General features: G+C 27.1%; 27 protein-coding genes. 2 read left to right on the plus strand and 25 right to left on the minus strand.

Annotated features, from left to right (window positions below; all coding sequences use genetic code 11):
* Position 1 precedes the first annotated feature (1 nt).
* The 21 genes from rfbG to GQF29_RS01960 form a co-directional block, all read right to left on the minus strand.
* Positions 2-1,054 (minus strand): CDP-glucose 4,6-dehydratase, encoded by a 1,053-nt coding sequence (gene rfbG, locus GQF29_RS01860; RefSeq protein ID WP_117769198.1) that lies wholly within the window; start codon positions 1,052-1,054, stop codon positions 2-4.
* On the minus strand, positions 1,051-1,833 hold the full coding sequence (gene rfbF / locus GQF29_RS01865; RefSeq protein WP_117769199.1) for a glucose-1-phosphate cytidylyltransferase: 783 nt from the start codon (positions 1,831-1,833) through the stop codon (positions 1,051-1,053). Before rfbF ends, rfbG begins: the two co-directional genes overlap by 4 nt.
* Before the next feature lie 15 nt (positions 1,834-1,848).
* Positions 1,849-3,315, minus strand: a complete 1,467-nt coding sequence (locus GQF29_RS01870) for a hypothetical protein (protein WP_117769200.1) — start codon at positions 3,313-3,315, stop codon at positions 1,849-1,851.
* Positions 3,308-4,420, minus strand: a complete 1,113-nt coding sequence (glf, locus tag GQF29_RS01875; protein ID WP_117769201.1) for a UDP-galactopyranose mutase — start codon at positions 4,418-4,420, stop codon at positions 3,308-3,310. The genes GQF29_RS01870 and glf overlap by 8 nt, the downstream gene beginning before the upstream one ends.
* Complete coding sequence (locus tag GQF29_RS01880; RefSeq protein ID WP_117769202.1) at positions 4,417-5,319, minus strand: beta-1,6-N-acetylglucosaminyltransferase; 903 nt, start codon at positions 5,317-5,319, stop codon at positions 4,417-4,419. Before GQF29_RS01880 ends, glf begins: the two co-directional genes overlap by 4 nt.
* Before the next feature lies 1 nt (position 5,320).
* Complete coding sequence (locus GQF29_RS01885; RefSeq protein WP_117769203.1) at positions 5,321-6,751, minus strand: flippase; 1,431 nt, start codon at positions 6,749-6,751, stop codon at positions 5,321-5,323.
* Between the two features lie 22 nt (positions 6,752-6,773).
* A complete protein-coding gene (locus GQF29_RS01890; RefSeq protein ID WP_117769204.1) occupies positions 6,774-7,673 on the minus strand; it encodes a glycosyltransferase family 2 protein in 900 nt (299 codons plus the stop codon).
* A 1-nt stretch (position 7,674) separates the two neighbouring features.
* Entirely contained in the window at positions 7,675-8,631 is a 957-nt protein-coding gene (locus GQF29_RS01895; RefSeq protein WP_117769205.1) for a glycosyltransferase family 2 protein, read from the minus strand.
* 2 nt (positions 8,632-8,633) lie between these two features.
* The gene (locus GQF29_RS01900) at positions 8,634-9,584 is read right to left on the minus strand and encodes a glycosyltransferase family 2 protein (protein ID WP_117769206.1); all 951 of its coding nucleotides are present in this window, start codon (positions 9,582-9,584) and stop codon (positions 8,634-8,636) included.
* Positions 9,581-11,020, minus strand: a complete 1,440-nt coding sequence (gene wzy, locus GQF29_RS01905; RefSeq protein ID WP_117769207.1) for an O-antigen polysaccharide polymerase Wzy — start codon at positions 11,018-11,020, stop codon at positions 9,581-9,583. Before wzy ends, GQF29_RS01900 begins: the two co-directional genes overlap by 4 nt.
* A 2-nt stretch (positions 11,021-11,022) precedes the next feature.
* On the minus strand, positions 11,023-11,838 hold the full coding sequence (locus GQF29_RS01910) for a glycosyltransferase family 2 protein (protein ID WP_117769208.1): 816 nt from the start codon (positions 11,836-11,838) through the stop codon (positions 11,023-11,025).
* Entirely contained in the window at positions 11,825-12,934 is a 1,110-nt protein-coding gene (locus GQF29_RS01915; RefSeq protein ID WP_117769209.1) for a glycosyltransferase, read from the minus strand. The genes GQF29_RS01910 and GQF29_RS01915 overlap by 14 nt, the downstream gene beginning before the upstream one ends.
* Positions 12,924-13,709, minus strand: coding sequence for an NAD-dependent epimerase/dehydratase family protein (locus GQF29_RS01920; RefSeq protein WP_117769210.1), 786 nt, complete (start codon positions 13,707-13,709; stop codon positions 12,924-12,926). The genes GQF29_RS01915 and GQF29_RS01920 overlap by 11 nt, the downstream gene beginning before the upstream one ends.
* A complete protein-coding gene (locus GQF29_RS01925) occupies positions 13,706-14,320 on the minus strand; it encodes a sugar transferase (protein WP_117769211.1) in 615 nt (204 codons plus the stop codon). Before GQF29_RS01925 ends, GQF29_RS01920 begins: the two co-directional genes overlap by 4 nt.
* A 30-nt stretch (positions 14,321-14,350) precedes the next feature.
* Positions 14,351-14,863: an antiterminator LoaP gene (loaP, locus tag GQF29_RS01930; RefSeq protein ID WP_054690576.1), complete on the minus strand. Its 513-nt coding sequence runs from the start codon at positions 14,861-14,863 to the stop codon at positions 14,351-14,353.
* Between the two features lie 248 nt (positions 14,864-15,111).
* Complete coding sequence (locus tag GQF29_RS01935) at positions 15,112-16,995, minus strand: polysaccharide biosynthesis protein (RefSeq protein ID WP_054689687.1); 1,884 nt, start codon at positions 16,993-16,995, stop codon at positions 15,112-15,114.
* Between the two features lie 427 nt (positions 16,996-17,422).
* Positions 17,423-18,331: a hypothetical protein gene (locus GQF29_RS01940; RefSeq protein WP_117769163.1), complete on the minus strand. Its 909-nt coding sequence runs from the start codon at positions 18,329-18,331 to the stop codon at positions 17,423-17,425.
* On the minus strand, positions 18,328-19,188 hold the full coding sequence (locus GQF29_RS01945; protein WP_160340712.1) for a hypothetical protein: 861 nt from the start codon (positions 19,186-19,188) through the stop codon (positions 18,328-18,330). Before GQF29_RS01945 ends, GQF29_RS01940 begins: the two co-directional genes overlap by 4 nt.
* A gap of 15 nt (positions 19,189-19,203) precedes the next feature.
* Positions 19,204-19,968 carry a hypothetical protein gene (locus GQF29_RS01950; RefSeq protein WP_117769161.1) on the minus strand — a complete coding sequence of 255 codons (765 nt, stop codon included), beginning with the start codon at positions 19,966-19,968 and terminating at the stop codon, positions 19,204-19,206.
* A 161-nt stretch (positions 19,969-20,129) separates the two neighbouring features.
* Complete coding sequence (locus GQF29_RS01955) at positions 20,130-20,837, minus strand: LytR/AlgR family response regulator transcription factor (protein ID WP_160340713.1); 708 nt, start codon at positions 20,835-20,837, stop codon at positions 20,130-20,132.
* The gene (locus GQF29_RS01960; RefSeq protein ID WP_054689701.1) at positions 20,834-22,108 is read right to left on the minus strand and encodes a sensor histidine kinase; all 1,275 of its coding nucleotides are present in this window, start codon (positions 22,106-22,108) and stop codon (positions 20,834-20,836) included. The genes GQF29_RS01955 and GQF29_RS01960 overlap by 4 nt, the downstream gene beginning before the upstream one ends.
* A 153-nt stretch (positions 22,109-22,261) precedes the next feature.
* On the opposite strand from GQF29_RS01960, the gene GQF29_RS01965 reads away from it, so the two are divergent.
* Positions 22,262-22,747 (plus strand): accessory gene regulator B family protein, encoded by a 486-nt coding sequence (locus tag GQF29_RS01965; RefSeq protein WP_236916471.1) that lies wholly within the window; start codon positions 22,262-22,264, stop codon positions 22,745-22,747.
* Positions 22,747-22,881, plus strand: coding sequence for an AgrD family cyclic lactone autoinducer peptide (locus GQF29_RS01970; RefSeq protein ID WP_117769158.1), 135 nt, complete (start codon positions 22,747-22,749; stop codon positions 22,879-22,881). The genes GQF29_RS01965 and GQF29_RS01970 overlap by 1 nt, the downstream gene beginning before the upstream one ends.
* 274 nt (positions 22,882-23,155) lie before the next feature.
* Here the strand turns inward: GQF29_RS01970 and GQF29_RS01975 are convergent, their stop codons facing one another.
* The 4 genes from GQF29_RS01975 to GQF29_RS01990 all read right to left on the minus strand — a co-directional run bounded on the left by GQF29_RS01975 (position 23,156) and on the right by GQF29_RS01990 (position 26,624).
* Entirely contained in the window at positions 23,156-24,151 is a 996-nt protein-coding gene (locus tag GQF29_RS01975; RefSeq protein ID WP_117599034.1) for a DUF7309 domain-containing protein, read from the minus strand.
* A gap of 102 nt (positions 24,152-24,253) precedes the next feature.
* Positions 24,254-25,015: a LytR/AlgR family response regulator transcription factor gene (locus GQF29_RS01980; RefSeq protein WP_238638493.1), complete on the minus strand. Its 762-nt coding sequence runs from the start codon at positions 25,013-25,015 to the stop codon at positions 24,254-24,256.
* Between the two features lie 225 nt (positions 25,016-25,240).
* Positions 25,241-26,398: an ATP-binding protein gene (locus tag GQF29_RS01985; protein ID WP_236916365.1), complete on the minus strand. Its 1,158-nt coding sequence runs from the start codon at positions 26,396-26,398 to the stop codon at positions 25,241-25,243.
* Positions 26,379-26,624, minus strand: coding sequence for a hypothetical protein (locus GQF29_RS01990; RefSeq protein ID WP_236916366.1), 246 nt, complete (start codon positions 26,622-26,624; stop codon positions 26,379-26,381). Before GQF29_RS01990 ends, GQF29_RS01985 begins: the two co-directional genes overlap by 20 nt.
* Between the last annotated feature and the right edge of the window lie 3 nt (positions 26,625-26,627).

Below are 26,627 nucleotides of genomic sequence, written 5' to 3' on the forward strand. Positions count from 1 at the left end.
TTTAAAATTCCTCCATAAAAAATTTTCTAACTTGGTTTAAGATAACAAATTCTAGATTCTTATTATTCAAATAGTTTTTAGACCATTCAACAGTCATTTCAATAGCTTGTTCAACATTTGTTCTTGGTTTCCAATCAAATATTGATTTTAATTTTGAGCAATCAAGTTTTAAGAAATTAGCTTCATGAGGCCCATTTTGATCAATTGCCTCCCATTTTACATCATTTCCCCATACCTTACAAAATAATGTTGCTAATGTTCCAGTAGTAATACAGTCTTTATCATTTGGGCCAATATTATAACTTCCAGCTAATGAGTAATCATAATATTGTTTCATTGCAATTAACATATATGCATATAAAGGCTCTAACACATGTTGATAAGGACGAACTGAATTTGGATTTCTAACTTGTATATTCTTTCCTTCCTGTATAGCTCTAACACAGTCTGGAACAATTCTATTATTAGCAAAATCACCACCACCAATGACATTTCCTGCACGACATGTTGAAACAGGTAATTTCATTTGATAAAAATATGAATTAATATATGATGATGTTACTAACTCACTACACGATTTACTATTTGAATATGGATCAAATCCATTAAGGCGATCACTCTCACGATATCCGTAAACCCATTCATTGTTTAGATAGACTTTGTCAGTTGTAACATTAATAACTGATTTAACAGTCGGCGTAAGCCTTACGCATTCTAATAAATTTACGGTTCCCATTACATTTGTTTCGTATGTATATTTAGGATTTTGATATGATTCTAAAACAATTGGCTGTGCAGCTAAATGAAATACAATCTCTGGTTTTTCTTTCTTAAATACTTGACATAAGATATCAAAATCACTTATATCTCCAATGTAAGATGTCATTTTTTGATTAAGTTGTGTAAGATTAAATAGTGATGGATTAGTATTAGGTTCTAATGCATAACCAATAACATTTGCACCGAGTTCTAATAAAATTTCACATAACCATGTTCCCTTAAAACCAGTATGTCCTGTAACTAAAACTGTTTTTCCTCTATAAAAATCTTTCATTCTTTATCCCACACTTTCCACGAAGCCTTATTTTCTCTTAAAAGTCTCTCTAAATAGTCTTTATCTCGCATTGTATCCATACATTGCCAAAAGCCATCATGCGTAAATGCATCTAGTTCTCCAATACGTGCGATTTTTTCTAATGGATCTTTTTCAAAAATTGTAGAATCATCATTTATAAAATCAAACACTTTTGGTTCTAAAACCATAAATCCACCATTTATCCAACCTCCATCCTCTTTACTCTTTTCTCTAAAAGAATTAATTTGGTTATCCGGATTAAGTTCTAATATACCAAATCGACCGCCAGGCTGTACTGCAGTAATAGTCGCAATATGATTCATTTTTTTATGAAAATTAACAAGTTCTGTAATATTGACATCAGAAACTCCATCACCATAAGTTAATAAAAAAGTCTCATTATCAATATATTTTTGTATTCTCTTAATTCTTCCCCCAGTCATAGTATTAAGCCCAGTATCTACAACAGTTACACTCCATGGCTCAGATACATTATTATGAACAACCATTTTATTATCATCTTTAAAATTAAAGGTGATGTCAGATTTGTGTAATGCATAATTATAAAAATATTCTTTTATAATATGTTGTTTATATCCTGCACATATAATAAATTCATTAAACCCATAATAACTGTATAATTTCATAATATGCCATAAAATAGGTTGGTCACCAATTTCAATCATCGGCTTTGGTTTCAAATGAGATTCTTCACTAATTCTAGTGCCAAATCCTCCTGCTAAAATAACAACTTTCATTTTAATTTCCTCCCTTTATTTTCCAATATATTTCCCAAAAGTAGTATTACTATAATTAGGTGCTACAAAGTTAATGCTATTTTCATCTAACTGAATATTTTCTATTGTTAAATTGATCTGATGGTTATTTCTTACTTCGTGATATCCTCTATATAACTCAGTCAATGGAGTAAACATACCAACTGATAAACAACCTAAGATTAATAATCCTTTTTTCGAAATGAATACACCTTTATCCTTAAACTGAAAATGAAAAATCATTTCTTTTATAACAAGTACCATTAAACAGAACAGTAAAGGTATTGATGCTCTCATCTCAAAATCATTTGTTGTCCCAAAACGGAAAGCAGCTATAAATGGTAATGCAACAGCAATTGCGTAAAATAAATAATTCTTCTTGTTATTCTTGTAGACAAGAAATAAATAGACTCCACATTCTACTAATATAAAAACAACAAGCATAAACCAGTCATACCAGGAAGAGCCACCAATATTTAAATTAAACAACATTCCTTGTCCACCAGAAGACCTTGTGTTAGAAAATATGTAAGTTAATAGTATTGGAGCTAGAATAAAAATCCCTAAAATATTAGGTATTGTTAATAAATCTTTAATTAATACATGTGTTTTTTTCTTTAGCAAGTAATTAAATAGAATCTTAAATACCACTATCACAAAGCATCCAAATAATGGTAGCGGACAAAAAAGAATTAATAGTATTCCAAAATATGCATCTAATTTAATATCATTAAAAGATATAAAAAGTATGGTTCCAAGCCAAGCTGGTATTGCCTGATTAAATACCCAAAATAGCTGAGTTGTTTGAGAACTAAACTGATAGTAAATATTCCAAGTTTCCAAATGAGTAGAGAAGTCAGTATTTCTAATCAAAAGGCCTATAACGTCTAGACCACTAAAGAATATAAATATAATTAATGCTAGAAGTATATACTTATTTTGCGTTATATTAATATGAAAAATCATTAATGAAAAAGTAAGTAAAATACCTAAGGATGTCCAAAGTAATAAAATAATATTACTTATACTCCAAACTATATTTTGACTTATGCCTATAAGACATAATAGTTTTCCAAAGGTCATAGGAACAATCCAGTGACCAATATAATAGGATAAGAAAGTATCATTCCCGTAAGTTATTGGAATATCTTTAAAAATCATATCTTTAAAAATAGCATTCCTCGCCCCCCAGTCAGAAGACTGATAATATAGATTGCCTTGTCCACCCAAAATGCACCATAATATAATAATGGCAGCAATGATGATAAGGTATTTATATGGTATTTTTATAATTGCCTCTGAATGACTTTTTTGTTTTATATATTTAAGATGAATAAACAATATTGTGGCAATACCTATGAGGGCAATGAACCATCTGCACCATAAAACTAAAAAAAGAATAATTGGAATCTCTAAATACAAAGCAGATAAATTCAGAACATTCTTTTTCTTGATATTAATCATCATTCTCTCCAAATTCTTTTATACATGTTTGAAGTGCTTCTTCAATAACATTATGCATATCAAAATATTTATACATTCCTAATCTTCCACCAAAAATAATATTTTCTTCTTTATCAGCTAGTTCTTTATATTTCGCATATAATTTATTGTTCTTTTCATCATTCATTGGATAATAAGGTTCATCACCTTTTTTCCATGTTGCAGGATATTCTTTTGTAATGATTGTTTTTGGCTGTATACCAAATTCAAAATGTTTGTGTTCAATAATTCTTGTAAAAGGAATTTCATATTCGTTATAATTAACAACAGCATTTCCCTGATAATTATTAAGTTCTAATATTTCAGTCTCAAATTTTAAACTTCTATATTCAAGTTCACCAAAACAATAGTCATAATATTGATCAATCATTCCTGTAAAGACTACTTTTTTCGCCATAGATATATAATCTTCTTTACGATCAAAGAAATTACAATTTAATTGAACATCTATCCCATCTAACATTTTCTCAATAATTTGTGTATAGCCTCCAATTGGTATACCTTGATATAAGTCGTTAAAGTAATTGTTATCATAAGTGAATCTTACTGGTAATCTTTTAATAATGAACGAAGGAAGTTCATTACAAGGTTTTCCCCATTGTTTTTGTGTATAACCTTTAATCAACTTCTCATAAATATCTTTTCCAACCAAAGAAATTGCTTGTTCCTCAAGGTTCTTTGGTTTCATAATTCCAGATTCTTTAATTTGCTCATTGATTTTTTCTTGAGCTTCTTGTGGAGTTACAACACCCCAAAGTTTATTAAAAGTATTCATATTAAAAGGCATATTATATATTTCATCTTTATACTTAGCAATTGGTGAATTTGTAAATCTATTGAATTCAGCAAATTGTTGAATATATTCCCAAACTCTTTTATTAGAGGTATGAAAAATATGAGCACCATATTTATGAACCTGTATTCCTTCAATCTTTTCTGTATAGATATTTCCACCTATATGATTTCGCTTATCTATGACAAGACATTTATAACCTTTCTTATTTGCTTCATAAGCAAATATAGAACCAAATAATCCAGCACCTACTATTAAATAATCATATTTCATTTTTCTTTCTCCCTTAGTCTATCAAATAATTTGTCAACAATTACAGAATCAGTATAATAATCAAATTTGCGTATAAAAAAAGAAGTCTTGATTTTTTTAATATCATCAAAATCACTCTTCCTAAATGTATATGGATTACCTCTTTGCCAATCAACAAATCTTCCTAGATGAATTCTTCTGTTCGAAGACTCCTCATTGTAATAATTATTTTCAATAAATTTTGATTGTTCTAAAAGCGTCTGTAAAAATAATTCATCAGCGCAACATGTGTTATGAAAATGTTTATGTATCCATGATTCATGATCAAGAACATATTTAGCAAAATTGTGAGTAATATCAAACCAGTTTGATCCATATGAGAAATGGATGTCTTTACAACGATTGACATTTAATTTTTTTTGTAAACTTAATAGGCTTTCTCTAATAAAAGTTTGAGGTTTTCTTACCAGAGGGTTAGAATTTCTTATTGAATTTTGTAGAACATAATAATATTTCACTCGAGATATAACATCATTTTCTATTGCTATTCTATGAGGAGAGAACTCGACAAACTCTTTTCCTTTATTCTCCTCAAAAAAATTCAAGAAATCATTTTTTGTAAGGAGAGGAATATCACATCCTGATATCAAGTGATAATAATCATAATTTCCACAAATAGAACTCTTTAAGAGTAGCAGTTCACATTTAATTTGACTATATGTTCCCCAATAAACATTAATTCTCTTTGTAAAATAAATATGTGATTTTTTGCAGATACCATAAAATAATTCATGTTTAAAATGCTTGGCCTTTTTATCAACATGAATATAAAAATCTATGTTTTCATCATCATATAATGATAGAAATTGTTTTGTTATTTCTTCATTATTATGTGTGGCAATTAATATAGCATGCTTCATTTTATCTCCCCTTAAAGAAACGTGTTAATGTGTTTATAACTAAATCGTCTTTTAAAATAATAAGTAATCCAAAATATAAACTAGATCCTATAATAATTAATAAAAATGTTGTTATTACTGTTGAAACTAAATATTGAGAAAGAAAATATATACATATAAACATAATTATTGAAGATATAATATATAATTTTGACTGTTTCAATACCTCTATAAAATTTATCTCTTTACGTATACAATAAAGTTGGAATATTGACACACCAAATTCTGCAGTTACGGAAGCAATAGCAGCTCCAGCAGATAAAAATATAGGAATCAGAAGACAATTAAGAATTAAGTTAACAATTGATCCTATAATTGTTGAAATTGTATAGATTTTTTGACGCTGTGTAGGTATTAAATATTGAAAGCCAATAATATTGCTAATTCCCATAAAAACAACAATTGGTGAAGTAATCATAAGGATTTGTGAAGAATTTATGAATTCTTCACCTAAGAACCATGGAATTAAGTTAGATGATATGCCCATCAATCCAAACATAATAGGAAATGCAATTATAAAAGTATATCTTAATGATGTTTTTGTATATTGGACGATCTTTTTTTGATCATTTTGTACATATAGATGAGCAATTCGTGGTAACATAACAGTGCTCAAAGAGGTCACTAAAGTAAGTGCTAACTTTACAATTTTTTGAGCTTGTTCATAGTACCCAATTTGAATGGTATTATTCGTTATAATTCCAATCATAAAACGGTCTAAGACTGTATAAATAGATATTGCAATTTGAGGGAAAAATAACACTAATGTTGGACGAATATGTTTTTTTATATGCAGTTTATGAACAGGTATAAAATGAATATATTTATTTATCGTTAACCACATTGAAAGATTTCCTAGTAATAATGACAATGAATAAATAACTGCATAAAGTGGTAGGTCTGCTTTAGTTTTGACAAATGCAAAAATGCATACAATTCCAATAATTTTAACAAGTATATTCCTAATAACAATCTTCTTAAAATCTTCTATTCCTTGATAAAAATATGTAATATCAAGCATATTTGCAATTAAATCAATAATTTGTATATAGAATAATATTTTATATTGATTCATAATTTGAATAGTAAAAGCAAAAAAGAAAATGCTAATGCTCATAGTACATATTTTTAACAATAATATTTCAAAAAAAGATTGACTTCTTTTGTCTAAATCATTTTGGTGATAGGCAATTTCTCTTTGACCATAAAGATTTAATCCAATGCATCCAAATAAAATAAAATAGGTTGTTATTGAAGTTGTGTAACTATATGTTCCTACTCCATCAGGACCTAAAACTCTTGAAATGTAGGGAGTTGTTATTAATGGGAGAACGATGACTAATATTTGATATGATAAATTAAAAATATAATTTATTGTTAATTTTCTCTTCACCAATAACACCTTCTTTCTTTTTTTAATCAATATATTCTATTTCTGGTTTGAATTTTTTCCCAGCTTTTACACTTTTCAATATAATTCTAATTTTCTTCCATTTTCCTTTTTGCGAACTCTTAATGATTTTTTTAATATCTAAGAAAATACCATATCTATATAATAACATGGATAATTTATTTCCTTGTTGTCTATTCACATAATACATGTTTCTATATGAAAATTGATATCTAAATAATCTATCAGGTGAATCCTGAGAAATGTCAGTTGGAATATTACTCTTCATTTTATGAGTAACAATACTTTTAGAGACAAAATAAGATGGGTATATGTCACTTATTCTCTTAGTATACTCAGCATCATCACCCCAAACAAAAAACTCTTTAAATGGGAGACCAATTTCTTTTACGATTTTACTAGTGAAAAAACATGATACAAATGAACACTGTTCTACTCTTAATAATCCATCTTTGATAAGTTGTGTATTTTCAATCCATTGCTTTGAAACGTTAGGGACATTCATGGCACAGGGACTTCCATCAATCCATTTTACATCGCTACATAGAAAACCAAAATCATCTTTTAAGATAGTTTTTGCTGCTAATAATTCTTCTAAAGCAGTTGGTTTGGGTAGGGTATCATCATCCATAATCCATAAATAAGAAAAACCGTTTTGTACAGCTTCTTTTATCCCAAAACTAAATCCACCAGCACCACCTAAATTTTTACCAGTATTAAAATAATATAATCTATCATTATCTAACATATCATTGATATATTCATATGTTCCATCTGTACTAGCGTTATCTATAATATAGATACTAAAATTTTGATAAGTCTGCTGAAACAAAGATAGAATTGATTCTTTCAATAATTCTTTTCGATTATAAGTCACTATAATTGCTACAATATCATTAGTCATATTATTGTCCTTTCAATTTAGTATTAATAAGAATTCTACTTAATGGATATAATTTCCAACTCACAAGGAAACAAACTAATTTATAACCCATCGACTGTTGTTTAAAATAGTGATTTTGCTTCCATATAGGATATCTTTCCTTTAAAATGTTATAGGCTAATTTCATCTCATCATATCTGCGTAATGGAATAAGTCTTAGTGCATTCTGAAATAATAAATTACTAATAAATAGATATTCTTTTTCTTGAAAAAATTGTGTATCTGAAACTTGCTTATCAAACATCTTCATAGCAATAATTATATCCATCATTTTTTCATGAAAAGAATGTTGTTTCATAATTGAATTTTCTCTTTGCCTATAATAATATAAAGGTTGTTTAATATAATACAATGATTCACAATAATTAATATAATTTGCTGTAGTTGCACGGTCTTCATACCATATACCTACTGGAAAATAAATTTTGTTATCTTTCAAGATACTTGTTCTTATGACTTTATTCCATGCGGCAGGATTCATTAATAAATAATCTTTTTTTGATATATATCCTTGATTAATAGGGGAGATATGAACGACTTCTTCTTTATTAGTCCATTTATGAGTATAATCAAATATGATTAAATCAGGATGTTTTTTTGTAATAATATTTGCTATGATTTCTATAAAGTCTTCATAGAGAAAATCATCACTATCTATAAAAAGAGTATATTCTTTGTTTAAATAAGATAATGCAAAATTTCTAGCATCACTTAAACCTCCATTCTCTTTATAAAGATAATGAAATAATTGAGGATATTCATTTGCATACTGCTTAGCAATGGTACTAGAATGATCAGTGGATCCATCATCAACTAAAAATACCTCTATATCATGATTTCGACTCTGCTGGTAGACAGAATCTAAGCATATTGCCAGATAGTCTTCTACATTGTAAATAGGAATAATAATTGAAAGCATAATTAACCTCTCTTTGTAACTTTTCTTAAGAATAGTAATAATTGGCAAAAAGTATAATTTCTTTTGGTTAAAAAATAGCAATATATTTTAAAAAGTATTGGTTTATTTTGATAATATTTATTGCATTTCCAATTAGGAAAATTCTTTTCATGCTCATTTAAACATATTTTTAATTCATTAAATGCTTTAAATGGTATTAATTTTAAACTAGAACCATAAAACAAATGAAGTAACGATAAATACTCTAATTCAGCATAAAAACTAGTTTCCAAATATTTTGATAGATTATTTATTGATTGAATCATATCTAGAATCTTTGGATTATATCTCACTTGATTCATAATTGATTGATTTCTAAACAAATAATAATAAACACCTTCATTTAGATATCCAATTTTATCAGTATACCTAGCCAATCCTGGAATAACTGCTAAATCTTCATACCAAATTTCAGTTGGAAAAAGTATATTATATTTTTGAAATAAAGATGTTTTAAACATTTTATTACATGCATTAGGAGTAGAAAGAATATAGTTTATTTGAGATATACTTTCTAAACTTTTTTCATGAATCGTTTTATCATCATATACTTTTATGAAATCGTAAACAAGAATATCTAAATCATTTTTATCCATATATTGACATAAGTGGTTTAAACAATTTGCCTTCAGATAATCATCACTATCAATAAATATAATATATTTACCTTGAGCATATGGTAGTGCATAATTTCTTGAATCTCCAAGCCCACCATTTGGTTTTATAAAACTCTTTATGATATCTGGATATAAATTATTAAACTCATTAATAATATTTTGAGAATCATCTGGGGAAGAATCATTAATGATTAGAATTTCATAGTTAGTAATATCTTGATCTAACAATGATGTTAAACACTTTCTTAGATATTTCTCAGTATTATATACTGGGACGATAATACTTAATTGAATCATGACTGTAAATCCTTTCGGTATTTTTTTTGCAAGAAATGAAGAACAAATATAAAACAAATTGCAAAACTACCATGCCAAATGAGTTCTCTATAAATTGCTCCAAAATATCCTCTAATCCAAAAGAATAGGAGAGGCATACTATATGAGAATAGTAAGTATGTAAAATAATTTTTATCTTTTTGACTTTGACTTATTTTAAATGAGATATAACCAATAAGAATACCTAATACAATAGCAAATATCCACCCAAACCAATGAAAAGAATAAAATAATTCTGCAATATAAGAACCGCCAATAGGCTGATTGAATGTATTAATGTGTTTAGTAAAAATCATTTGATTAACAACTCCCGAATTAAATCCAGCAATATTTGGTAATACAAGAATAATTGGAAAAATATAATTTAATCCAAAAGTTGGAGAGGGATTGGATTTTATTGTAAAGCAGAGTGTTGAGAAAGTTGAGCCAAATTCTGATAATGCAGTTACTATTTGATTATCAGAAAAAGATACCCATAATATATGCAAGATTTTATCAATTTGAAATGAAGGTATATTACGCATAGATGCAATAAAATTTAAAAGAACTAATCCAAAATATCCAATGATTAATAAATATATAATCTGTTTAACTGATAAATTCATAACCAAATTTTCCCATACAATAAAAAGTCCTAATAAAAAGACAATAGCTTCTCCACGCCCTCCACTGGACATCATAATCAGTTTATAACCAATAGTAGATACAAAAATAATATTAGCTACTTTTCTTTGTTTAGAATAGCCTATAATCAATGCAAAGATTCCAAAATTAAAGAAGTTGGCAACAACTTCTATAAAATCATGTATGTTTAAATTAAATGTGTTTGTATAACCACCTTGAATAAATAAGATAAGCTTGGATATATCAATATAAAGAGTTGGAATCAAACCAATAGCAATACACATATAACCTAGAATTCTAATTGTCTTTAATGATATTTTTGGTAACTGATGATAAATCTTTTGGCTATTTAATATTTTTTTTTGTGTAAATCTGATAAACAGATAAATACCAAAAAATATCATCATTTGACTGAGTAAAGCAAACAAAGCAGACTTTTGATATGTTGGAAAATCAATATACCACATAGGATATAAAACATTTTTACCAAATTCAGTTCCAAATGCTTTTAACGGAATATGACCAAAATTAAAAATATAACTAAGAATCATAAAAAAAATAGGAAAGGTAAAAAATTTCTTTTCATTTGCATAAAGAAAAATAAGGTGAATGATTAATTGGAGTATTGAAACGAGAAAGAATATCATAAACCAACTGTTTTGATGATGAATAAATAGAGAAAGACAACCTAAAATAACAGTAAATAACTCTAAAACTATAATAGTAAATGTAGTTTTGTTTTTATTTATTAATTTTTTAATAGAAATATCCATATTTAATTAATCCTTTTATACATGTTCATTAATACCGTTGGAATACAGCCTACAAAGAGCGGTTTTATAGCATATAAATACGTTATAATAGGTACTTTCTTTTTTTTCATCCAATATTTTTTTAATTGATATTCTTGTATTCTATATCTGTACTTCCTTTTTTTAATCCCAGAAATCCCTTCTCTATAAAGAAAAAGAATTCTATCAATATTAAAAATTTTATAACCTTTTTCAAGTAACTTACACCATAAATCATAATCTTCAGCTCGTTGTGTTTTTTCATCAACTGTATATCCAGACACCTTTAAAAGAGCAGATTTTCTCATCATTACTGTTGGGTGGATAATCTGAGTTTTTTTGATTGCATCTAATAAAGTAACTTCACCTTCATGGATTAGAAATTCTTTTCGCTTTTCACCTAAATCATCTATAACGTTACATTTACATCCAACAACAGCTATTTCAGAATGAGTTTTTAAAAAATCTAATTCTTCTTTAAATCTATTTGGAAGACTAATATCATCGCTATCCATACGAGCAATAAATTCACCTTTAGCAATATCTAAACATTTGTTAAGCGATGTTGCTAATCCTAGATTATCTTGATTATTTATAATAACGATTCGCTTATCCAACATAGCATATTTTTCAATAATAGAAAGACTATCATCACTTGAACAATCGTTACATATGATAAATTCAAAATCGTTATATGTTTGATTCAATATAGATTCAATTGATTTTTCTAAATATTTTGAATCATTATATACACTCATAATTACTGAAATTGTGGGACTCATTCTATTACTCCAATCCATATATAATTCTCATTTTCTCTAAAATAGTATCAAGACTGTATTGATTTAACTTTTTTTTATTGTAATCAATCATTTTGTTATAGATATCATCTTTTTGTAATAAGATGGAAGGCAATTCTAATGTGAACTTATCAAGATCAAGCACATATCCACCTAAATGTTTATCAATTAAATCTATATTTCCTCTAACATTACTTACTATACAAACCATTTCACATGCCATCGCTTCCATCAGTGCTACAGACAATCCTTCTCTTTTTGAAGGAAATAAAAAGAAATCACAACATTTCATGATTTCATATATATTTTTTTTATAACCTAATATATGAACTCGATCATCTAATTCTAAATGATGTATTTCTTTTAATAATTTAGTTTTATTATCTCCATCACCGCAAATAACATAATGAAAATAATGAGGAAGTGTTTTCAAGGCTTTTAAAACAACTATATGATTTTTATTGGTATTGAGTTCACCAACAGATAATAATATTTTACTTTCAATAGGAATATTCAAACTATTCATAAAGGTATTTTTGTTGAATCGAACTTGATTAATATAGTCTAAATTAATACCAACACCAGGAATTAGAAATAACTTTCCATTATTTTTTAATTGAAAATGTTGACCTGCATTATAGTCTTCTTGATTAATTGTAATTAATATATCTGTATATTTAGCGGCATACTTTTCTATATTTTTAAATAAGAAATTTTTAAAAAAATTATTATTATTAAAAAAGTGAAAACCATGAGCAGTATAAATGATTTTGGTATCTTCATAATAATTACAATTCTTGTTTGCTAGACGTGTAATAAACCCACCAACTGGAGTATGACAATGTATGATATCGTAATTGTTTTCATTCAATATCTTTTTTAATTGGGTATATGCTCTTAAATTATCCAGTGAAAAAGGGGTGCGTTGAAAAGGTAAATTATATTTATGATCACAATATTTAAATTTAGAATTTCCATTTGAAGCTACATCCACTATATAATCATTATCTTTAAATAGTTTTAAAAATGGAATATGAAAAGCTTGTATATGATTATCAATGTGAGCGACAAATAACACTCTTTTTTTATTCTTCATATTTTAAATCTCCAAAACATTTTGTTATGAGTTTGTTTTTTCCAATCATAAATCGAATAACTGGATTAAATATTGATATATATATAACTTTTACTTGCTCATTTTGCATCTTCTTTTTGACTATATTTACGGTACACATATATTCATCATCTTGTGGTAAATATATTCCATTAATACCTTTATCAATATAATTCCTAATTTCTTGACAGAGCTTACCAATTGTAATTGAACTTCTCTGATTATTAATTGTAGGAAATATATGAAATTTTCTGACTGCTTTCAATAGTTTTGTCAGATTCCCTGGTGAATCCTCTCCATATACCATTGGTGGTCTTACTATACATACTTTGAATTCTGAATCATTCAAATCATTTAATAACTGTTCAGCTTCATATTTACTTTTTCCATAATATGTATTAGGCTGACATGCAGTGTTTTGCGTTATCTTTTCTTTTGAATATATCAATCCATAGACGCTCATCGAAGACATGAATATAAACTGATGAACCCCTTGTTTTTTTGCTTTATTTGCTATATATAAAGCCAAATCTCTATTGACTGTATAATAAAGTTGCTCATTCTCTTTTATTTCTTTCATGTGTGCTATACCAGCCACATGATACACAACATCAAACTGAGAAAAATCAAACTCTTTCCAACTCTCATTTCTGACATCCAATTCCTCCACATAATAGTCATCAGGATATTGTTCAAGATATTTCTTGAAGTTCGTTCCTATATAACTATCTTTTCCTGTAATTAATATCTTTTTCATAAGGGCTCCTCCTTATGAAGTTCTCCCGTTCCTCCTTCTACAACTCCATCAGATTTTAATACTGATGTGATTGTTCCAAGGAAACATTTACAGTCAAATAAAAAAGACATGTTCTTCACATAGTCTCCATCTAACTTTGCTTTTACGTCTATCTCCAGTTCATCTCGTCCATTGATCTGTGCCCATCCTGTTAATCCAGGCTTGATTTCATTAGCTTGATATTTATCTCTTTCTGCTATTAAATCTTCCTGATTCCATAAGGCCGGTCTTGGTCCAATGATTGCCATTTCTCCCTTGAGGATATTTATAATCTGTGGCAGTTCATCTAGTGATGTCCTTCTTAAGAATTTTCCTGCTCTTGTTATATACTGCTCTGGATTGCTCAGCATATGTGTAGGCATATCGCTTGGTGTATCAATCAACATGGTTCTGAATTTCAGTATGTTGAAGTATTCCTTTTTCTTACCAACTCTTTTCTGCTTAAAAAGAATAGGTCCCTTACTGTCCAGCTTAATCCAGATACATAGAATGAGAAATATAGGACTGAGTAAGATAAGACCAAGCAGTGACAATATAAAATCTATACATCTCTTTATACAGTTTCTATACATATTTCCTCCCAATAAAAAAGCAAGAATCAATTAATTCTTGCTGATAATCTCTAAACCGACTTTGGCTGTTGTCTCTTCATTGAATATGTTCACACTGATATAAGCAATTCGCTTATGTCTGTCTATCTTTGCTATTAAACCTTCTCTGCCCTGTAGTGGTCCTTCTGTGATATGAATTCTATCGCCTTCAATAAATCCTACTGACATATCGACAATATGATCATCTTTTCCAAATGTCTTGAGAAATTCTACTTCTCCATCCTTTAACGGATAGATTGTTTCCTTTTTCTTTCCAATCACCTTGGTAAAGTCAGGTATCTTCTTCAGCTCATTAAAGAGCTCATCAATATGGTCACTGATCAGAAATACATATCCTCTAAAGAGGACATTTCTGACATCGTGCCATTCACCTCTGAATTTCTTTTTACAAATATATTCAGGAATAAAGCATTCCTTTAATATATCATCTGAAATCAGAAAACGGCATTTATCAGCAATCTCTCTTTCATGACCGCTTCTTACCTGTATGACATACCAGTTCATACAATTACCTCCTCATATAAGAGGGTAGGCTTCGCCTATTGAACTTATTCAATATGTTCAACTTATCACATCTATGACCATACTTCAGGACAAACGTGACAATGCAACGATTCAACCCAACAGCACTCCTATTTATAAAGGATAACTAGCTATTATCCTTTATTAAAATAGTTTAAAAAAAATCAACTATTTTAATTATCAACATAATACTACAAAATACAAATTAATGCAACCTTTCAAGGCAAGTTTCACGAGTGACACATTGCCTTGTCAGAAATAATTAAATCAAGAATTGTTTCTCTTATTTCTGCAGGAGAAACATCTTTTTTAGCTAATAACTTATGTAGAATTTCTAATCTCTCATCCATTTCCTTTGGTGTTATTTTCATAGCAGCATTTTTATAGATAAGATCATTTTTTGTTCTTGTTGTATCTTCACCATCAAGACGTAATTCTTCAAACATTTTTTCACCTGGTCTTAACCCAATCTCTTTAATTTCTATATCTTCATAGGGTGTAAGTCCAGCTAATCGAATCATCTTTTCTGCTAAATCTAAGATTCTGACTGGCTCGCCCATATCCAATACAAATATATCGCCTTGGTTCGCATAATAACCAGCTTGTAAAACCAATTGAGCAGCCTCAGGTATTGTCATGAAATAACGAATAATTTCCTTACTCGTCAGAGTCACAGGGCCACCTTCAGCAATCTGTTCTTTAAAAATAGGAATTACAGAACCATTTGAGCCAAGAACGTTACCAAATCTAACAGCTGCCATTTTAGTAACTCCATTATGTCCATTTGCTTGCAAAAGCATTTCTGTCATACGTTTTGTAGCCCCCATAACATTTGTAGGGTTGACAGCTTTATCAGTACTAATCATGATAAATCTCTTGACTTTATGCTCAATACATGAATGAATAACATTATTTGTACCAAACACATTATTCTTAATCGCTTCCATAGGTCTTGTCTCCATGAGTGGTACATGTTTATGTGCAGCTGCATGATAAACAACTTCTGGTTGATATCTTGCAAATATCTCATCAATAGCTTTCTTTTCTCGAATAGAAGCAATCAATGATTTAATTTCAATGTTCTCACTCATCTTTTCATGAGCTATATCACGTTTAAACTCTTGTTCTAGCATATAAAGATAATTTTCATTAATATCTATCATAATCAGTTTTCTTGGTTGAAATTTCACAATTTGTCTGCACAATTCAGAACCTATGCTTCCACCAGCACCTGTAACTGCAACAATCTTATCTGACAAATAAGAACTAATTTCAGTCTGATCAAGATGTATCTCCCCTCTTCCAAGAAGATCTTCTATCTTAATATCAGCCACCAAATTACCATTGCGTGTATTGTTTTTAAATTGGAAATTCATAATTTTCGTTTCTAATCCAGCACCAATACACTCATCATATATTCTTCTTAAATCTATTTGATTCACATGTGAAATTGCAATTAAAGCACCATCTAAATTATGTTTTTCTTTTAACGCATGTATATCATGAGTAGTCCCAATAACTTTATAACCACCAATCATGATATTCTTTTTATAATCATCAACAAATCCAATGATTTTATAATTCAAGGTATTATTTTGTGCCAATTCTTTCAGTAAAAGATTTCCAGCATCACCTGCTCCAATAATAATTACTCTTTTACTTGCAACATCATTCCCATTTTGCATTTCAATTCTTCGCAACATACGATATCCAACTCTTAAGCCAGCCATAAGAATCAGTGAAAAAATACCTGCAATAAATTCTACACTTACAAGTGAAGGAACATTAAAATAAACCATTGACCCTAACATAATAATCACAGTTGCAAATCCACTTGATAAAGTCAATCTCAATAATTCATCAACACCAATATACTTCCATAAACTCTTATATACTTTAAAGATATAAAAGCTTAATGCATAGATCAGCAAGATAATTAACATCATTGTCAATATTGTTGAAGCATTTATTATCATATGTAATGAAAGCTGAAAATCATTTTTTATCCAACTTGCTAAGACATATGATATTAATACAATACATAGATCTAAAGACATTAATATCTTTTCTCTATGCTCTTTATACATTTTATTTTCAAAGGCTTTATGAAACATTCTATCCATCTCCCAAGTTATATCCTAACATATTAAATTGCGTAAAACAACATTCCTCGCTATTATATATGAATTTATTTGACAATTCAAACATAAAATGACAAGTTTTTTAATGTCTACTTTTTAGTATACATATTATGGAAATATATGGAATGAATTATTCAAAAAAAGTAATCAAATTGATTGCTTTTAGCTATGAATTGTGCTTTTTAGGATAGTTTTTTTAAGTAGACATTTACATACTTTTATTATAAATAACATGGATATTCACGACTTGATTTAACTTATCAGTTAATATTAATATATACAATGAAGAGCATATTTTTATTATATCATAAAGTTTTTAATACAATGAAGGACAATTCTTAACTATTTTATAGTACCTCTTAATTAATCTTTATTTATAACTTACTTTCCTCTTCAATAATTATAGTGAAATATATATATTTGGATTATTTACGTTAAAACTTTTTTCATATTGTTTACCATTATATGAAAAAGACATGCTATAATTCTCATTAACCTTTAATGTTAAGAAATCTATTATTTGTCCGTTAATGCATGATAATTTTTCTATTTTATTTCCATTCATAAGAGAAATAGAAATGTCATCAACATTTATTTTTTCATTATTTTTATCAATAAAATATACATCAACTGTAATGTATTCTGTATCATTATATTTACTAGACGAAAACGCTAATTCTTCTTGAAATCCATCATTTAAATCTGTTAAGTCTACATCGTCTACTATAGTAAAGTTACTTCTATTCTTTATAGTAATTTTAAATTTATGTGCAGGTATTTTTTCAAAATACCATTGCTTATTATTTCTTAATTCTGCATAGTAATTCATTTGAGTTAAGTATGATGTTAGTTTCACATATTTAACATCATCTATGTTTCTATACAAGTATTGTAATTCAATATTATGTGCTACAGATATTACACCACACCTGTCTCCAATATCTATACTTAAGGAACCACTTTTTACATCACTAATAAAATAGTTATAATCTATGTAAATAAAACTAAGATAAGAAATTCCACTTAGCATTAAACAAACAACTATAAATATTAATAATTTATATTTTTTTGCTATCAACAATGTTGAAATAAAGTGGATTAAAAATAAAATAATAATTAAACTTAAATTTATTAAACTTTGATCACTAATAATAAAAAAATAATATAGACACACACATACAATAAATATTATATTAAAAAATAATTTCTTCATATTATCAACTTCAAATATTTCAAATAAGAATCCCATAGATGCTGATACTATTGAAATTAAAATCAGAAAATATGTAAATTCATCAACTAACATCATAATTTTATCACATACTCCTTCCCATCAATAATATGGTCTAACTTAATCACTTTAGAAGTTTCATCATCACAAATATAAATAGGATTATTATCTAATTGTATGTACTTTTTAAAGATATACCCATCTTCATTAGTTGAAAAACCAATAAACTCATTTTGAAAATTTTCTACTGCTAAACTAATATGTCTACCAATTAACGGTTTTCCATTTTTATCAACAAATTTTATACTAAATTGAGCAGTTATCTGACTATTTTTTTTGACTAATGAAATAGAATGGACAGCAATATCAGAATAAACTTGATTTAATGGATAGTTTTCTGGATATAAATTTATATCAATTTCTTCCACTTTATAATCAGTATTTTTATTATCAGCTACAAATTTATAACTTCCTAAAGGAATCTGCTTAAAGGTGTAAAGATTTTCTTCTGGAAATACCCAATCATGAGTAATTTTAAAATCAGTGTACACTTTGTTAGTTATCCTTGATATAAGAAAGACATTTTCAATTTTTTTATTTACACTAACATGTAGACAACTTTTGCTATTATCAAAATCAATAACATAGTATTTCAACTCATTCACTAAGATACCCACATTCTTTTGACTGTACTCAGGATTATCTTTTTCTATTTCTTTAGGCTCATAATTATATGAGTCTAAAGAAATTTTAACATTATTAAAATTAGTTAATTGATAATTTAAAATAACTATTATAACAAGAAAAATAATATTTATTGATAAAAAAATATGTATTCGATATTTTTTCTTATTTGATAAGAAAAAAGTTGACATTACTATAATTACAATCAATGGAATTATTAGAGATACATAATCTTTAAACAACAATTTCATCTTCTCCTTTCTTATTTAAAAGTTAATAATTAAGTCCTTATTATTTTTCAAATCAGAAGACGTTATTTTTGCAATTGATGCTTCACCATCTCCAACTGAAAAATAAAATTCTAGTTTATCATTAAAATCAAAACTCAAATGCAGAGATCCATCTGAATCAGTAAGTTCTGAATAAATTTCTCCATCTCCTCTACTAATAAGTGACACTTTTGTATTATTAAGTAACTCATTATTTCTTGTAAAGTATATATTTTGAAGAAATTTATTATTAAGTTTATTAGTATCTAAATATACATTTCCAATTAAATAATTTTCATCAATTTTCAAATCTATATTTGTAATATATTCATCCATATCTTGATATTTTAAATAGAGAGTATAGTTTGTATTTAAAACATCTTTAAAAATTATATCTCCCTTATTAATTGTCCTATATGATTTTTTTTCATTAGTATAATTATTAATTAAATATGAATATTCTAGATTTTTATCTAAGTTCTCACTCATATTAAATTTCCCAATCCGTGTCTGCAAAATTGCATTCACTTCTTTAACATGTACTATACATTCATAACTATTATTACTATCAGTATTATTTTGTATATCAATATAATATTTATATAAATTCATTGAAAATATTACTATTAATATTGAAGATATGAGAATTATTATATAAGCAATTACTTTAGAAAATATATGTTTTTGATATAAAAAATATAAATATGCTAATATAATGCCTACAAATGAAAATATATAACTCAATAATGTAACATAATCCAAATTTAATCTCTCCTTTCTTCATAAATAAAAGATTAATACATAATTTAAATATGTATACATTCATTATCTATGATACCCCTTACAAATTTCAACATTTTTTACTTAACCGTTGCTATATTTCACTTAAACGCAAAAAAAGCTCCATAAAATAAGAATTCATCTTATTTTATGAAACTATGCTTTAATGCAAATTTAGTTGTTACATAATTATAATTTCTTGTACTAATAGGAATCGCTTTATCACAGCCTTTTAAAAAGGCATTATTTTTATTAATTCTCTCACAATAATGTATATTGATAACATATGATTTATGAACCTTAATCAGAGTAGAATTCTTTACAAAAATATCATCATAATTTTTCCAAATCTCTTTTTCCATTCCATATATATCATGAATAACAAAATGATGACTTTTAATATGTATATATAAAATATCACTAAATTGAATTTCCATTATCCTACCTTCATAATTAAACACAACACTTGTTAATGTATGATGGATCTTGCTTTGAAGTCTAACCAGTGCATGTTCAATTTCTTCATCAAATTTAGATTTACGAATATAATCAAAGATCTGTAAATGAACAGTTTCAAAGACATAATCTTTATGTTGAGAAACGACAATAACTGGTACACCTATCTCTCTATCTCTTATATCTTTTATTAAATCAATTGTATTTTTATCATTAATTTCAATATCAAAAAAACAAGCATGGATTCCCTTTAAATTCAAATATTTAGGAATGTCCTGATAAGTTTCAAAAACAACCTCAAACTCCTCTCTTTGAAAATACTCTTTTATGCTATCTATCATCTTATGCATAAATAACTGATCATCTTCAATACATATAAATCTCAATTCTCTCATTTCTCATCCACCTTATACAATATACACATATGATAAAAGACATTTCCATTAACTTCAATAACATCTTGTCCATTATACTTTTCTACAATATCTTTAATATTCTTCAAACCTATACCATGTTTACTCTTATCTTTCTTATTTGTGAGAAGTTGCTTAGATTTTGGCTTATCTACCACACAATTCTTCACCTCAATAACAAACCTATCTTCATAAAAAGATAAACATAGATTGATTTCATTTTCTTTAGCCTCTATAGTTGCCTCAATTGCATTATCCAATAAATTTCCAACTAAAATACTATAATCAACATCAGCTATAAACGTTACTGGTTTCCCTATAATCACACTACACAAGTCAATACCATGACTCTTTGCTAACTTTGTTTTGTTACTTAATATATAATTCAACACTAAATGATTCACATGTACATAATGTTCACCTTGATCAAAAGATATCTGTTCCATGTAATCCTTTGCCTCTTGAATATGTGAAGTATTAATCATTCTTTCTACTATATCAAAATGATTCTTCATATCATGTCTTAATTTATTATATTCTACTGTTCTTTCAGTAATAGCATCTATATATTTATCTTCATAATCATAAGCTTCTAATCTTAATGATTGTTCAAGATTCTTTTCATAGTATTTTCCATTTAATATACATAGGTATAATGTCATAAATAGCATAGCCATACAAAAGACCACTATAAAAAAGCAAAATCTCCATAAAATACTATGATTGATATATTCTAAGAAAGCAAACATAACAACCCCTAATGTAATTAGTGTATACATAACTAAAACAATACTTGCTTTCTTTGTAAAGTATACATTCTGCATATTTCTATGCTCTAAATAAAAATATTCTAGACCTAAAACTATTATACTTAAGAATGACATGAAAGCTAAATTACCATAATCATTTGCAAGTTGCATAAAATTTTGTTCACTAATTAAACATATCATTAAAATAATTAAACTTTTAACAATAGTTAAATTAATAAATATAGAAAGCACCAATATAAAATTTCTTAATTTTAATCCATTAGTTAAATAAATAGAATAAACAAATAATATTATTAATGGCAATATCAATTTTACTTCTTCAGATATCAAATAACGTGTCAAAAACAGAGCCTCTAATGCAAGTATTAATCCTACTATTAAAATTTCTTTAAAACATTTTTTTCGCAAACATAAAAATTGTAAAATACCTACCAAGAAAAAATTTTCTAAAATTACAATAATTAAATCACTAATTTCATTCATAATACACATCACCTTACCGCTTTTTTCCATATTATACCATTTAAGTGCAAAATTGTCGCTAAAAATGTCATTTTCTTTAATCACAATACTTAACAGTAATATCATAATATAATTCAAGTATGTTCATATTAAGGAGGGGTATATTTGCATAAAATGGCAAATCATTTAGCACTTATAATTGCTGGTGAAACCAAAATTAATGATAATGTTGAAATGATTAGTTATGGATTAGAAGCAATCCTTTCAACGACTATGACATCTTTAAGTGCTCTTATCATTTGTATATATTTCCATTGGGTTTATGAATATATAGTATTTAATATATGTTTTATCCCTATTAGAGCCATGCATAAAAGCTTTCATTTTAAAAAATTTTATCAATGTTATATCTCATCAACACTGATGATTACAGTTTCCAGTTTTCTTTTACATGAAACAGAATTTCAAATATATTATGCTTTCTTTTTTTTACCCTTAGTATTATTACATTATTATTTATCTTTAGAAAAAAATTTATTTATACACCTTATAATTGTAATTGTCTTCACATTATCTCTACTTTTTAATAATGTTTTTGCATATGCATTAGTTATTACACTTATTATTGAAATTATATTAATGTTAAGGAGGAAATATTAGTGGAAAAATTATTAGGTATGATTAGAAAAACTTTAGGTTCAATGTGTTTTAGTGTGGCAGGTATCTCTTCAGGATATCCATCTTGGTGGTTTATTTATGAACCAGAAAAACCAAATTTATTAAAAAATAAATAACATACATTTAGAGATAATGTGTATAAGTGGAAAAGGATATTTCAATTGAATATATCCTTTTATTATTAAATAAATTTAATTTCATACCTTATAATTTATCATACTGGGTAGATAGATGGTAATTATCATTTTGAGAAACTTATAACTTAATTAATAACATAAAGAGATATTTAAAATATTAAACACAACTTTATACAGATTTCCTAAAACCAGTTTTACAATAACTATTTTATAAAAGAAAAAACTCAATTCTTTTTAGAACTGAGCTTAACCACTACATAATCTCTTTCATTTCATCAATAATATTATCTACAACACCCATATTCCCCATATCTATTTGGATATGACATCTTTCACAAATATCGATTATTGCAGCATGAACATTAGGATTTCTAACATGGACTTTCTTTGGTATCCCTGTTTCTAAAATAAAAGGAATAAAGAAATTTAATACAACTTCTATTTCATCATCACCAGGTTTTAATAAATCTCCATGCATTATCACTTCTGTCTCTTCATCTACAACAATAAACATTAATGCATTTGCAGGTTTTTTAAAATCATCATCTTGAATGACTGTATTCAGATATAACAAATCAATATATAAGTTTTGATTAATTTGTTCTCTTTCTTCAAGTTCCTCATATAATCCAGAATCAGTTAACTCAATAGGCATGAACTTGTCTACATCATAGGGTACACTCATAGATTCATAAATCCATTGTTCATCTTTTTGATGTGCATATATCATTTCATTATCTTCGAACTGAACATCAATATGATTATGAATATACTCCTCTAAAATATCTAATAATCTTTCTAGAATCTGAACAAATCTTTCTGCTTCTTCTTCATTAATAGAATTAGGATAATATTGTGCCTCATAACTGATAAAATAAGGCCAATTCTGACTTCCTCTATACTTTAATCCTAAATTCTTAATTATAGCTCTTTGTTCAGCAGGCACTTCACTTCTATCACCCATATACCATGTCAAACAATTCTGTTCAAACATTAAATATTTTGTAACCTCAAGATCATCATATTCACGAGACAAACTACATAAATCAGCATAGCCTTCTTCCCCTTCATAAATAGAGAGCCCAATACAATCTCCATTTCTTCCCATAACAATACAATACACAACATCATCAGGTGCCAATTCGATACAAATATAATCACCACTCCAAATATATTCCCATGGCTTTAACTTCTGTAATTGATCTGACAACTTGTACAACTTTCTCCAAACCACTGTATTTCTTCCCATTTTTCTTCTCCTTGTATAGTGTTTTTACCAGTGTAATCAATATGAGATCTTTATATGATAATTATATCATCAAAATTGCTACAGGTAAATTCATATAACATATTAATAAATAACTTTTGACCTATAATTACAAAATCTCTCCCTTAGCAATAACCACTTCCTAACACTTGCCATTAACACTGTACCATTCTTTAAAATAACTTGCTGATTCTTGATTTCTTTTACATAATTCAGATTTACAATTTCACTCTTATTAATTCTAAAGAAATCTCCAAGTTGATTTAATTCATTACTTAAAGTATGCATAGACACACATTTACTATAAATACCACTAGACGTAAATATTGAAATTGTTCTTCCATTTAAACGACAATAAAAAATAGATTTATATGAAATTTTTTGATATCCATTTTGAGCAATAAGAGTCATATAAATATCCTCTTTATCTAAAATATCTAATACTTTTTGAACATTCTTTTTTAAGTTTAATGCTAATAAATGATTCTTTAATACAAAACCATATGGTCTATAAAGATAACCCTCCAGAATATGATCAAAAGATTCAGACATAAAAATAATTTTTTCATTTTTATTTATTGCATATATCTTCTTAGCCAAATCAAAACCATTCATTTTTGGCATATCAATATCTATAAATATAAAATCATATTCTTTTTCTTCTACAAGATACTCTAATGGATTTAAGTATCCTATTGTTATAAAATGCAAACCCAACTCTTTATCTAACTTCATAAACTCTTCTTTGATAAGATTAATACTTTTCATATCATCATCAATAACCGCTACATTATATTTCTTTAATATTTTCATCACCCCCATACTATAAAATGATTTCAAAAACACTCTTCCCATAATCTCATTATCTTGAATTTCATCTCATATCACAATTATTTTTACTTGAACGTAGTGATTTTTTACTTAAACGCAAAAAAAGACATAATTTTTTTAAAATTTGTCTTCTTATTCATAAAGATTCATCTTCAAAATCATTAATATCACTGATCTCAAACATTTCACTTGAGTATTCTCTATCATTGCCTATTTCCTAATATTAGGATCTATGTATTATCACTTCTCTACAAATATTTCACCTTGCTTTGCGAGTTCCCACTGCATTGCTTTCTTCATCATTTCCATGTTTAAGATTTGCTTGCTTTGTCTTGCCATAAGATAAGCTGTCATTACAATTTGTTCAATTCTAGCAAGTGAAAATGGATAGACTCTTGCCAACGTAGTATAATCCAAATCATGATTCACTTGAGAACACAACTCCTTAAACATAAGATAACGTGTTTCTTCAGTACTTTCCTCAAATTTTATAATCATACTTAATCTTCTTAAAAATGCATCATCAAAATTATGAATAAGATTGGTTGCTAAAATGATAATGCCATCAAAATTTTCAATCTTTTGTAACAAATATGCAGTTGAAACATTGGCATACTTATCATTAGCTTGTTGAACTTCAGTACGCTTTGTAAATAAAACATCTGCTTCATCAAAAAAAAGAATACAGTTATACCTTGCAGCTATGTAAAAAATATCATCCAGATGCTTTTCTGTTTCACCAATATATTTATCATTTATCTTAGAAAGATTGGCAACCAAAAGTCTTCTTCCTAATTCTCCTGCAATGGCTTTAGCAGCATAAGTTTTTCCAGTTCCACTTTTTCCATGAAACAAAGCACTTACTGACTTTTGTAAAAAATGGCCCTTATTTTGAAAATCACTCTTTACCTCATTTTGATATTGTATAAGGTAAAGGAAATAATTCAGTTTATCTTGAATAGATTCATCCCCAATCCAATAAGTCATATTCAAATGACTTTCAACCATTGTACAGTATTTTTGTTCAATTGGCTGCATATAGAAATATGAAATAATATCCTGATGAGTCAAAGATGTATTCAATTTAATGAAATATATCATATCGGCAATATTCAAGTGATAAACAGCAAGTTCTCTTTTAACATCATGTAAATACGGATACTTATCTATAATCATTTGTTTTTCCCCTTGTGATAAAAAATCAGGAATATGGTGATAATTTTCTAATATGTGAATATAATCTTCACTGATTAAAATATAAGGGATATCTGTATATGATATCATAGCGAGAAGGACTTTCAGTTTTAAAAGTGATGCTTCACTTATATGATCAAAACATGGTATGAAATGAAAAACTTGATATTGAAATATAATATATTTATGATAAATAAATAACATAAAACAGCTCTACAGATTGAGGTGGATAACGAATATTTTGCCCTTCATCTTTATAGTGATGTTGTAAGAAAGGCATTCCACTCATATCATACATCATAATTCCAATACGATAACCTTGATCTGATTCATAGGGAGCAGTTAAACACACATCTTCTTTAGAATGAATATACTTTGGATATAAAGCATTTTGTAAATACTCACAAAGTTTGAAACTTACTTCGTCCATAGA

The organism is Coprobacillus cateniformis, assembly GCF_009767585.1.
Taxonomy (GTDB): Bacteria; Bacillota_I; Bacilli_A; order Erysipelotrichales; family Coprobacillaceae; genus Coprobacillus; species Coprobacillus cateniformis.